Annotated in this window: 13 protein-coding genes; 7 read left to right on the forward strand and 6 right to left on the reverse strand. The window is 72.5% G+C overall.

Annotated elements, in window-relative coordinates; all coding sequences use genetic code 11:
- Positions 1-24 precede the first annotated feature (24 nt).
- Positions 25-1,539: a CHAD domain-containing protein gene (locus ACIOD2_RS06380; protein ID WP_400535011.1), complete on the reverse strand. Its 1,515-nt coding sequence runs from the start codon at positions 1,537-1,539 to the stop codon at positions 25-27.
- 126 nt (positions 1,540-1,665) lie between these two features.
- On the opposite strand from ACIOD2_RS06380, the gene ACIOD2_RS06385 reads away from it, so the two are divergent.
- Together ACIOD2_RS06385 and ACIOD2_RS06390 are read left to right on the forward strand one after the other, a co-directional pair.
- Positions 1,666-2,202: a hemerythrin domain-containing protein gene (locus ACIOD2_RS06385; protein ID WP_400535013.1), complete on the forward strand. Its 537-nt coding sequence runs from the start codon at positions 1,666-1,668 to the stop codon at positions 2,200-2,202.
- A 91-nt stretch (positions 2,203-2,293) separates the two neighbouring features.
- Entirely contained in the window at positions 2,294-3,097 is an 804-nt protein-coding gene (locus ACIOD2_RS06390; RefSeq protein WP_400535015.1) for an ANTAR domain-containing protein, read from the forward strand.
- Positions 3,098-3,157: 60 nt separating this feature from the next.
- Here ACIOD2_RS06390 and ACIOD2_RS06395 read toward each other — a convergent pair whose 3' ends face one another.
- The 3 genes from ACIOD2_RS06395 to ACIOD2_RS06405 all read right to left on the reverse strand — a co-directional run bounded on the left by ACIOD2_RS06395 (position 3,158) and on the right by ACIOD2_RS06405 (position 5,082).
- On the reverse strand, positions 3,158-3,622 hold the full coding sequence (locus tag ACIOD2_RS06395; RefSeq protein ID WP_400535016.1) for a hypothetical protein: 465 nt from the start codon (positions 3,620-3,622) through the stop codon (positions 3,158-3,160).
- A 70-nt stretch (positions 3,623-3,692) separates the two neighbouring features.
- Positions 3,693-4,532 (reverse strand): aldo/keto reductase, encoded by an 840-nt coding sequence (locus ACIOD2_RS06400; protein ID WP_400535018.1) that lies wholly within the window; start codon positions 4,530-4,532, stop codon positions 3,693-3,695.
- Positions 4,533-4,620: 88 nt separating this feature from the next.
- Complete coding sequence (locus tag ACIOD2_RS06405; RefSeq protein ID WP_392777192.1) at positions 4,621-5,082, reverse strand: SRPBCC family protein; 462 nt, start codon at positions 5,080-5,082, stop codon at positions 4,621-4,623.
- Positions 5,083-5,195: 113 nt separating this feature from the next.
- On the opposite strand from ACIOD2_RS06405, the gene ACIOD2_RS06410 reads away from it, so the two are divergent.
- The 3 genes from ACIOD2_RS06410 to ACIOD2_RS06420 are packed head-to-tail and all read left to right on the forward strand — an operon-like array spanning position 5,196 to position 6,171.
- Positions 5,196-5,609: a phage holin family protein gene (locus ACIOD2_RS06410; protein ID WP_400535020.1), complete on the forward strand. Its 414-nt coding sequence runs from the start codon at positions 5,196-5,198 to the stop codon at positions 5,607-5,609.
- Complete coding sequence (locus ACIOD2_RS06415) at positions 5,606-5,911, forward strand: DUF3618 domain-containing protein (protein WP_400535021.1); 306 nt, start codon at positions 5,606-5,608, stop codon at positions 5,909-5,911. Before ACIOD2_RS06410 ends, ACIOD2_RS06415 begins: the two co-directional genes overlap by 4 nt.
- Positions 5,908-6,171 (forward strand): DUF4235 domain-containing protein, encoded by a 264-nt coding sequence (locus ACIOD2_RS06420; protein WP_392777200.1) that lies wholly within the window; start codon positions 5,908-5,910, stop codon positions 6,169-6,171. Before ACIOD2_RS06415 ends, ACIOD2_RS06420 begins: the two co-directional genes overlap by 4 nt.
- A 46-nt stretch (positions 6,172-6,217) precedes the next feature.
- Here ACIOD2_RS06420 and ACIOD2_RS06425 read toward each other — a convergent pair whose 3' ends face one another.
- A complete protein-coding gene (locus tag ACIOD2_RS06425; RefSeq protein WP_400535023.1) occupies positions 6,218-6,598 on the reverse strand; it encodes an STAS domain-containing protein in 381 nt (126 codons plus the stop codon).
- Between the two features lie 196 nt (positions 6,599-6,794).
- A complete protein-coding gene (locus ACIOD2_RS06430; protein ID WP_323333334.1) occupies positions 6,795-6,989 on the reverse strand; it encodes a DUF2630 family protein in 195 nt (64 codons plus the stop codon).
- 69 nt (positions 6,990-7,058) lie between these two features.
- On the opposite strand from ACIOD2_RS06430, the gene ACIOD2_RS06435 reads away from it, so the two are divergent.
- Positions 7,059-8,096, forward strand: coding sequence for a serine hydrolase domain-containing protein (locus ACIOD2_RS06435; RefSeq protein WP_400535025.1), 1,038 nt, complete (start codon positions 7,059-7,061; stop codon positions 8,094-8,096).
- 38 nt (positions 8,097-8,134) lie between these two features.
- Entirely contained in the window at positions 8,135-9,625 is a 1,491-nt protein-coding gene (locus tag ACIOD2_RS06440) for an amidohydrolase family protein (RefSeq protein WP_400535027.1), read from the forward strand.
- Positions 9,626-9,795: the final 170 nt, after the last annotated feature.

Genomic DNA, 9,795 nt, shown 5'->3' on the forward strand with positions numbered 1-9,795 from the left:
CCGCGAGCCGCCGCCGGCCACCGGCTAGAGCCAGCCGGGGCGGTCGCCCTTGCGGAGGCGCCGCCACTCCCCCGCGAACTTCTCGCGCAGCTGCGCCGCCTTCGCGGCGTCCTGGCCGTGCAGCAGCCCGAACGTGAACGTGTTCTGCCCTTCGCCGTGCCCGTCGACGGCGAGGTGGTGCAGGACGTCCCGGCCGACCACGGTGTCCTGGTGGGCACCGAGCGTCTGCTGGACAGCCTTCACGTTCTTGCGCCAAGCGCGCAGCTTCTTCCCGTACACCGGCTTCACGGTGTCGGCGGCGTAGCGGGCGCGCTTCGCCTTCTTGCGGACGTCGTGCAGGGCCGTCTCGAGTTCGACGCCCTTGAGTCCCCGGGTCGCGGCCTCGGCGCGGCGCAGCTTCTTCGCGGCCTTGCGGACGGGCTTGCGCAGCGCGGCCTTCGCCGGCTTGCGTCCCTGCGCGATCAGGGCCGGGTCCTCCAGCACGGCGTCGAGCGCCCGCAGCAGGTTCCGGTACCGCTTGCCGTCCAGCGCTTCCACCGCCCGGGCCCGGCCCTGCTGCTCCTCGCGGGCGAAGTACCGCGTCAGGTACTGGCGCAGGGGGCCGAACACCAGCTCCGTCGGCACCTCGTCCAGCTGCGCGAGCAGCCGCTCCTCGGTGACCTCCGCGTCGCGGGCCGGCGCCAGCTCGCGGCCGAGCCACTTCAGCTCGGCGGCGACCGGCGCGGTCGCCGATGCGTCCACAATGGACCCGAACGTGCGCAGGGCGCTGCGCAGCTTCCGGCTCGCCACGCGCATCTGGTGCACCGAGTCGGCGACGTCCAGCCGGACGCCGACGTCCGCGTGGCGCAGCTGGTCGTAGTGCTCGCGCAGGGACACCAGGACGACGTCGGCGGCGGTGGGCTTCTTGCGGGCCCGGCGCGGCGCGGGCACGCGGTCGCCGATCAGGCGCCGCAGCTTCGACGGCCACGGCGACGCGGACAGCCCGGCCTTGGCCAGTGCCCGGTCGAACTCGTCCAGCAGGCTGGGTTCGACGCCCGGGTCGAGCTCCAGCTCCACCTCCCGCCACTCGTCGAGCCGCGCACTCTCCCCGCCGGCCTCGCCGGTGACGTGGTCGTCGGTGAGGGTCGCGACGGTCCGGCCCTGCCCGTCGGCGAGGCGGTGGGCGAAGCGGTCGGTGCGCAGGTGCGCGATCGGCACCAGCTTCTCCCCCAGCGTGTAGGCCCGCACCAGGCGCTTGAGACGGCCGGGGACCTTCCGGGCGTCGTCACCGAGCGGCAGCTGGATCTCCTGGCGCTCGTCGGCCGAGACCGGCAGCTTGACGTGCCAGCCCGCGTCGTGGCCGCCGACCCGGCGGCGCAGCGTGATGCCGGCCCGGGCCAGCCGGAAGGTGCGGGTGTCGTAGTACGACGCGTCGAGCATCTGCTCCACGGGTTCGTCCTGGCTCGTGACACCGGCCACACCGAGCAGCCTCGGCACCCCGGTCCCGGGGACGATCTCGTACTTGCGTTCGCGCTCGGTCACCGATGACGGCACGGCCATGGACGTCCTCCCTGGAGACGGGTTGTTTCCCCCTCCGGTTACCCGGCGGGGACGGCGCCACACGGGATTCGGCGCCCCGGCAGCGGGTAACCGCAGGAGAAACTCAAGTCCGGACCAGGAGCGTGCATGAACCGCAGCCACCCCGCAACCGACCTCACCACCGTGCTCGACGGCGACCACCGGGAGCTGGACCGGCTGTGCACCGAGCTCGAGCTCGGCCAGGGCAGCCCGGAGAACCGCAAGGACCTCGCCGACCACCTCATCTCGGCGCTCGTCCGGCACACCGTCGCCGAAGAGCCCTACCTCGACGGCGGCGGCGACCTCGCCGAGGCGGACGGGCTGATGCGCGAGCTGGAGGGGGCCGGCCCGCAGGAGCCGCGGTTCGAGCGGCTGCTGGGCGGCCTGATCCGCGCCGTCCGGCGGCACGGACGCGACGAGGGTCCCGCCGCGGTGCGGCGGATCCGGCTCGGCGACTCCGCCGCCCGCCGCGAGGAGCTGGGCCGGGAGGTCCTCGACGCCCGCAAGGCCGCGGCCCGGCTGCCGCACCCGGGCCTGGCCGACCGGATGCCCCAGGCCGACCAGCTGCGCCCCGGTCCCGGGTTCGTCGACCGGGTGCGGGCGGCGTTCGTCCCGTCGGCCGGAGGAACCGGTTCCCCCGGTTGACGGTGTCACGCGGCGCGTATCACGTTCGGGTGCACACTGGGATCGGGTTGAATGACCGGTGTCCGTCCCGAGCACGAAGGCAGCGAGAACGATGAGCGTCAGCGAACACGAGTGGGCCGGGGAACGCTCCCGGTTCAGCCTGGACGGCACGCCGCCCGTGGCCGGCCCGCTGGTGCGGCAGTTCACCGAGCTGACCCGGACCCTGCTCGACGCGACCCCGACCGTCGGCGGGGTGCTCAAGCTGGTGGTCGGCGCGGCGGTCGAGATCATCCCCGACGCCGACCTGGTGAGCATCACCCTGCGCGATCCGGACGGCCGGTTCCACACCCCGGTCGAGACGGACCCGATCGCCCTGACCCTCGACGAGCTGCAGTACGAGCACGGTGAGGGCCCGTGCGTCGAGTCCGCCCGCCCGGACGGGCCGGCGATCGGCTGGTCGCAGGACGTCGGCCGGGACCCGCGGTGGCCGTCGTTCGGCCCGGGCACCGCGGCCCGCGGTTACCACTCGGTGCTGGCGACCGCGCTGCTCCCGGACGCCCGGCTGCCCCGGCTGTCCGGCGCGCTGAACATCTACTCGCGCCGGCCCGGCGCGTTCGACGCCGCCGCCATCGACGCCGCGCTGCTGCTGGCGACCCACGCGTCCCTGGCCCTGGCGCACACCGGGTCCGTCGCGTCCGCCGAGCTCGAAGCCACCCACCTGCGCAAGGCCGTCGAAAGCCGCGACGTGATCGGGCAGGCGAAGGGCATCCTGATGCAGCGCCGCGGCATCACGGCCGAGGAGGCCTTCGACGTCCTGCGCCAGGCCTCGCAGGAGCTGAACGTCAAGCTCGCCGACCTGGCCAGAACGCTGGCCGACCGGCACACCGAGCTGGACCTGCCGGTCCCCGAGCACTGACGTGCCGAAGGCGTCACTTTCACGTGAAAGTGACGCCTTCGGCGCGTGCGTGGGTGGGGGTTACGGCGTCGTGTAGGGCGGGTGCTGCTCGAGCGACGGGCTGACGTCCGGGTACCGGCCGTCCTGGCCCTGCACCGGCGTGACCGTCGTGACCTGCTGCTCCGGTTCGACCCGCTGCCGGCCACCGCGCTGGACGACGGCCTCGACCTCCTGCTCACCGCGGATGCGGGCCAGCGCGCCGAGCGTGATCGCGTGGGCCAGCGCCAGGATCAGCAGCAGCACGCCGACGCGGGCGATGATGCTCGGCAGGTCGCCGCCGATGTCGATGGTCGACACCAGCGCCAGCACGCCCAGCGTCGCCAGGTGGAACAGCACCGTGACCAGGCGGGCCATCGACGCCCCGGCCGCCGGGTCGCCGTAGGAGTTTTCGAGGTAGCGGCGGCCGCTCCGGTAGATGATCTGGCCGTCCGCGACGACCAGCAGCGCGCCGATCAAGAGAAACGCGAGATAGGCGTTCGTGCTCATGCCGGACGCTCCTTCCTGGGGGACCTTCCCGGAAGAAGTACCCGGGTGCTCGCGCAGGGAAACGCGTCGGTCACCCCGTGAAGGTGTCCGGGTCGGGGCCGGTGCGGCGGCCGTCTTCGAGGCCGCCGATCGCCGCCATGTCCTCGTCGTCGAGCTCGAAGCCGAAGACGTCGATGTTCTGGCGGATCCGCTCCGGCGTCGAGGACTTGGGGAACACGATGTTCCCGAGCTGGATGTGCCAGCGCAGGACCACCTGCGCGGCGCTCCGGCCGTGCTTCTCGGCGAGGCCGGTCAGCACCGGGTCTTCGAGCACCTCGGCCTGGGCCAGCGGGCTCCACGCCTCGGTCGCGATGCCGTGCGCGCGGTGGTACTCGCGCAGTTCCGCCTGCTGCAGCGCCGGGTGCAGCTCGATCTGGTTGACCGCGGGCACCGTGCCGGTCTCCTCGGCGAGCCGGTCGAGGTGCTCGGGCTGGAAGTTCGAGACGCCGATCGCGCGGGCCTTCCCGGCCCGCAGGATGTCCTCGAAGCCCCGCCACGTCTTGACGTAGGTGCCCTTGGCCGGCAACGGCCAGTGGATCAGGTAGAGGTCGACGTGGTCGAGGCCGAGCCGCCGGAGGCTGCCCTCCAGGGCGGTGATCGCGTTGTCGTACCCCTGGGCGTCGTTGGCGAGCTTCGTGGTGACGAACACGTCTTCGCGAGCCAGGCCGGACTCCGCGATGGCCGCGCCGACGCCCGCTTCGTTCCGGTACATCTGCGCGGTGTCGAGGTGGCGGTAGCCCGCGTCCAGCGCCGTCCGCACGGTGCCGGCGGTGTCCTCGGGCGGGATCTGGAACACCCCGAACCCGAACTGCGGGATCCGGACGCCGTTGTTCAGTTCCACGGCGGGGACGTTGGCTGTGGTCGTGGTCATGCGGTCGTCCTACCCGTGGGGTCCGGGCGCGAAACGCGGCGGGACGGTACCCGCCCCACCGCGTCACTCGTCCGAGTGAACTCGCCGATCAGCTGCCCGGGCGGTCCACGTCACCGCGCCAAGCGCCGGTCGCGGCGCCGTTGCGCTCGACGAACTCCTTGAAGCGCTTCATGTCGCCCTTCACCCGGCGGTCGAGCAGGCCGAGCTTGTCGGCCACGTTCTCCGCGAAGCCCTCCGGGTCGATGTCCATCTGGGCGGTCACCCGGGTGTGCACGTCGTCGAGCCGGTGGAACGTGATGACACCCGCGTGGTCCGGCCCGGAGTCCGACGTCCACGCGACGCGCTCGTCGGGGTGCTGCTCGGTGATCGTCGCGTCGAACTCGCGCGTCACGCCGCCGAACTTGGTCACCCAGTGCGTGTGGGTGGCGTCGAGCTGGCGGATCTCTTCGACACCTTCCATGAACTTCGGGAACTCCGCGAACTGCGTCCACTGGTTGTACGCGGTGGACACGGGGACCTCGACGTCCACGGTTTCGGTGATCGTGCTCATGCACTCTCCTCCTCGTTGGTGGCGAACACTTCGGCTACCCGGCGCCGATCCGGTCAAACGCGCCGTGATTACCCACACGGCAACCCGGGTAGCCCGCCTGCAGGAGGTGTTCCGTGATCGAAGAGGCAAACAGCAAGCCCGCGGCCGAACGCTCGGTCGGCGAGCTGGTTTCGGACCTGTCGGACGAGGTCAAGCGCCTGGTCCGGGACGAAATCCGGCTCGCGGTCTTCGAACTGCAGCACAAGGGCAAGAAAATGGGCCTCGGCGCCGGGTTGTTCGGCGCGGCCGGGCTGTTCGCGCTGTTCGGCGTGGGTACGCTCGTCGCGGCCGCGGTGCTGGCACTGGCGCTGGTGGTCCCCGGCTGGCTCGCGGCGATCATCGTCGCCGTGGTCCTGTTCCTGATCGCCGGGATCGCCGCCCTGACCGGCAAGAAGGAAGTCACGCAGGCGGTGCCGCCGGTGCCGGAGGAAGCCATCACCGGCGTCCGCGAGGACGTGGACACCGTGAAACAGGGAGTGCATTCATGAGCGGGGACTTCCCGAAGAACGCCGAAGAGGCGCGGCTCGACCGGGACACCACCCGCGAAGAGCTCACCGAGACCCTGAACGCGCTCGGGCAGAAGCTCGACGTGAAGACCCGGGTGCACGAGAACGTCGACGAGAAGCTCGACCAGGCGACCGCGAAGGTCGCCGACCTCACGAACCCGACGACCGCGGTGAAGTTCCGCCAGGGCGCCGACACGGTCCGCGCCAACCCGGTGCCGATCTTCGCCGGCGTGCTGGGCCTCGTGATCGTGATCCGGCTGGTCATGCGACGGAGGAACTCGTGAACAAGGTCGTCTACAAGCCCCTGAGCTGGGGCGTCGGCGCGCTCGGCGGCATCCTCGCCGGCCAGGTCTTCAAGCAGGTCTGGAAGCGCGCGGCGGGCGAAGAAGACGCCCCGGACGCGATCGACCGCGACTACACCTGGACCCAGGTGATCATCGCGGCCGCCGTCCAGGGCGCGATCTTCGGCGCCGTCAAGGCCGCCACCGAACGGGCCGGCGCGGTGGGTTACCGCAAGGCGACCGGCGAATGGCCGGACGACTGACCACTGTGTCTACAGTGGACCCAGCGGACAACCGGTCCGGGCGCGCTCACGCGTCCGGGCCGGCTTGCGGGGCCACGGCCGCCGCCAGCGCGACCAGGGCGTCGGCTGTGCGGGGGTAGCACTCCAGCAGCAGGTCGGCGCCGGTCGCTTCCAGCGATCGGGTGACGGCGTGGCCGCCGACCACGACGGCCAGCTCGGCCCGGTCGTTCGCTTCGAGCAGGGACCGGACGCCGGCGCAGCTGAGGAACCCGACCCGCGAGAGGTCGGCCAGCAGGCGGTCTCCGGTGGCGAGGGCCTCGTCGAGAGCCTCCACGGTGGCGGCGTCGATGTCTCCCACCAGGGTGAGAACACGCACCCCACCAGGGCGTTCGGTGGTCGTGACGGTCAAGCCACAGGGTTCGTCGATCGTGCGGAACAAGTGGTACATGGCGCTCCCATCGCAGCATGCAGGGGCGCTGACCGGAGCACGTGTCTGAACAACAGCCAACACCCTGACCGTACGCCCCTGTGCCGGCAGGTCAACCCCGCGGGTTTCCCCGTGCCGACCTGGGCTAACCCTCGGCGGGCAAGATCGTCGGCCCCCGACGGGATTCAGTCCACTGTGGACAGTGCGACGTCGCGGGTCAGTCGTCGTCGAAGGCGGACAGGGCCTGGCGGCGGTGCAGCAGCTCGACCGCGGCGTCGAGCTGGCGCTCGAGGTCCTTCAGCTGGACGCGCTGCTCCGGGGTGAGCCCGCCGTGGTGGAGGGCCTCGGAACGCAGCCGGTGCTCTTCGTCGATCAGGTCGGCGATGCGGTCGGTGATCTCGTGGCCTGCCATGGAACACCCTTCAAAAGGCACCCTGCCGGGGACGCCCGCGAGCATACCGGGCGGGTAACGTCGCCGGGCGTGATCGACTGGACGGAGCCGGGCGACCCCGCGCTGGAGCAGACCGTGGCCGAACTGGTGCGGGCCCGCGGAGCCCGGGCGAGCCTGTGCGTGCTGCGCGACGGGCGCGTGCTGCTCGACCGGAGTTTCGGCGTCCCGCCGGACGCGCTGTTCTGGATCTTCTCCGCGAGCAAGCCGTTCGTGGCGCTGCTGGTGCACCAGCTCGCCGCCCGCGCGGCGCTGTCGCTCGACGCGCCGGTCGCCGAGTACTGGCCCGGGTTCGCCCGCGGCGGCAAGGGCGCGATCACCGTCCGGCACGTACTGGCCCACCGCTCCGGCTTCGCGTCCGCCCGCGGCTTCGCCGGGGACGCGCTCACCATGACCGACTGGGCCCGCACCGTGCGGGCGCTCGAGCGGGTCACCCCGCGCTGGGCGCCCGGCGAGGTCGCCGCCTATCAGCCGATCGTGTACGGCCACCTGCTCGGCGAAGTCGTCCGCCGCGTGACCGGCGAGGACGTCGACGTGCTGCTGCGCAAGGAGTTCCTCGGCCCGCTCGGCCTCACGGACACCTACCTGGGCCTGCCGGACGAGCACTGGCCCCGGCACGTGCCGCTGCGCGGCCGCGACGCCGGCGCGCGGCTGACGGCGCGGATGGTGAACCGGCGGGCCGTCCGCCGCGCGGTGATCCCCGCCGCGGGTGTCTCGACGACCGCCCGTGACCTGGCGACGTTCTACCAGGCCCTGCTCGACGGCGAGGTCGTCGACGCGGCGGCCGTGCGCGAGGCCCGGCGGCCGTCGGGCGAGGCCGTCGTCGACCGGACGATCCGCACCCGGATCCGCTGGGCGCAGGGCTTCCAGCTCGGCGGCGTGGGCCGTCCGATGGGCACGCTCAGCGGCCGGGAAACCTTCGGGCACAACGGGAGCAACTGCTGCGTCGCCTGGGCGGACCCGGCGCGCGGGCTGGCCTTCGCCTACCTCACCGACCGGGTCGTCTCGGGCCACAGCGCGGCCGCGCACCTCGGCGCGGTCGCGGACGCGGTGCTCACCGCCGGTTCGTGACTTCCCTCACTCGGGCGGGTGATGTCATCATCACGTCCATGGGGGATGTCGATCGCCGTTCTTTTCTCGCGTGGCTGGGCACCGGCGTGCTGGGTGCGACCCTGCTGACCGCGGGGAGGGCCGAGGCCGCCGGGAACGTCACCGTGCTGACGCACGCGACGCTGGTCGACGGCACGGACGCGCCGCCGCTGCGGGACGCGACCATCGTGCTGGCGGGTGACCGGATCGCGGCGGTCGGCCGCGGTGTGCCGGCGCCCACGCTCGCCGGGGTGCGCGTCATCGACCTGACCGGCAAGCACGTCATCCCCGGACTGTGGGACGCCCATGCGCACGAGACCACGATGGCGCGGACGTTCCCGGCGTTGCACCTGGTCAACGGCGTCACGTCGATCCGCGACATGGACGGCTCCCCCGCGACCCACGACGTGCTGCGCCGCGTCGAACGCGGTGAGCTCACCGGGCCGCGGATGGTGATCGCCAGCCGGATCCTCGACGGCGGCGGCTCGTTCGTCGACGTGCACCGGCTCGTCGCCACCCTCGCCGACGCGGCGGTGGCGGTCCGCGAGGAGAAGGCGGGCGGCGCCGACCTCGTCAAGGTGTACTCGTTCATGAGCCCGGAAATCCACGCGGCGATCGCCGCCGAGTCCCGGCGGAACGGGCTGCCCTACGGCGGGCACGTCCCGATCCAGCTCTCGGTGCCGGACGTGCTCGCCCGCGGGCAGCACACGGTCGAGCACCTCTACGCCTTCCACGCGTCGACGTCGACGAAGAAGGCCGAGTACTACGCCCAGCTCGCGGCCCTGCCCGCCGACACGGGTTCCTGGCCGGGCGCGCTGGCGGCGATGGACCGCGACGCCGTCACGTCCCACAGCGCGGCTCTGACACGGGAGCTGGCCGGGCAGTTCCGGGCCCGCCGGGCCTGGCACGTGCCGACCCTGGCGGTGCTGGCCCGGACGTCGACGCCGCCCGGGGACCTGCCCCAGGACCCGGAGCTGCAGGGGCTCGCCGACCGGTACCTGCCGCGCGCGGTCCGCCAGGAGTGGCTCGACCTGGCGGCGGCGTGGCCGGTCTGGTCGCCGGAGCGGGTGGCCCAGGAGGCGGCGTACCTCGAAGCCGAGCTGGAGCTGGTGGGCGAGCTGGCCGCGGCGGGCGCGCCGATCGCGGCGGGCACCGACAGCGGGTACCTGTACACCTTCCCGGGCTTCGCCACGCACGACGAGCTGGAACTGCTGGTGCGCGCGGGCCTCTCCCCGAAGCGGGCGCTGCAGGCAGCGACCCGCGACGCGGCGCGCGCCGCCGGACGCCCGTCGTCGGGCACGGTCGAGGTCGGCAAGGAAGCCGACCTGGTGGTCCTGGACGCCGATCCCCTGGCGGCGATCACGAACAGCCGCCGCATCCACGCGGTCGTCAGCCGCGGGTCGTTCCTGGGGCCGGCGGAGCGGCAGCGGATCTTGGCTGATGTCGAACGCGCGGCTCAGGAGGACGTGGTCACGCGAGCCGGCCGATCGAGCTGCTGCCTGCCGCACTGACCGCCTTTCGCGGCGTCCACAACGGCCCGGCCCCCGACGACATCAGGCACGCGAGTCGTCCATCCAGACACGCGAGTCGTCCATCCAGACACGCGAGTCGTCCATCCAGACACGCGAGTCGTCCATCCAGACACGCGAGTCGTCCATCCAGACACGCGAGTCGTCCGTCC

Origin of the sequence: Amycolatopsis sp. NPDC088138, assembly GCF_044741685.1 — a bacterium.
Classification (GTDB): Bacteria; Actinomycetota; Actinomycetes; order Mycobacteriales; family Pseudonocardiaceae; genus Amycolatopsis.

Coding starts and splice junctions, on each gene's coding strand:
- ACIOD2_RS06415 (WP_400535021.1), top strand. CDS start 5,606: ATGAGCGGGGACTTCCCGAAGAACGCCGAAGAGGCGCGGCTCGACCGG.
- ACIOD2_RS06385 (WP_400535013.1), top strand. CDS start 1,666: ATGAACCGCAGCCACCCCGCAACCGACCTCACCACCGTGCTCGACGGC.
- ACIOD2_RS06405 (WP_392777192.1), bottom strand. CDS start 5,082: ATGAGCACGATCACCGAAACCGTGGACGTCGAGGTCCCCGTGTCCACC.
- ACIOD2_RS06440 (WP_400535027.1), top strand. CDS start 8,135: ATGGGGGATGTCGATCGCCGTTCTTTTCTCGCGTGGCTGGGCACCGGC.
- ACIOD2_RS06390 (WP_400535015.1), top strand. CDS start 2,294: ATGAGCGTCAGCGAACACGAGTGGGCCGGGGAACGCTCCCGGTTCAGC.
- ACIOD2_RS06395 (WP_400535016.1), bottom strand. CDS start 3,622: ATGAGCACGAACGCCTATCTCGCGTTTCTCTTGATCGGCGCGCTGCTG.
- ACIOD2_RS06430 (WP_323333334.1), bottom strand. CDS start 6,989: ATGGCAGGCCACGAGATCACCGACCGCATCGCCGACCTGATCGACGAA.
- ACIOD2_RS06380 (WP_400535011.1), bottom strand. CDS start 1,539: ATGGCCGTGCCGTCATCGGTGACCGAGCGCGAACGCAAGTACGAGATC.
- ACIOD2_RS06400 (WP_400535018.1), bottom strand. CDS start 4,532: ATGACCACGACCACAGCCAACGTCCCCGCCGTGGAACTGAACAACGGC.
- ACIOD2_RS06425 (WP_400535023.1), bottom strand. CDS start 6,598: ATGTACCACTTGTTCCGCACGATCGACGAACCCTGTGGCTTGACCGTC.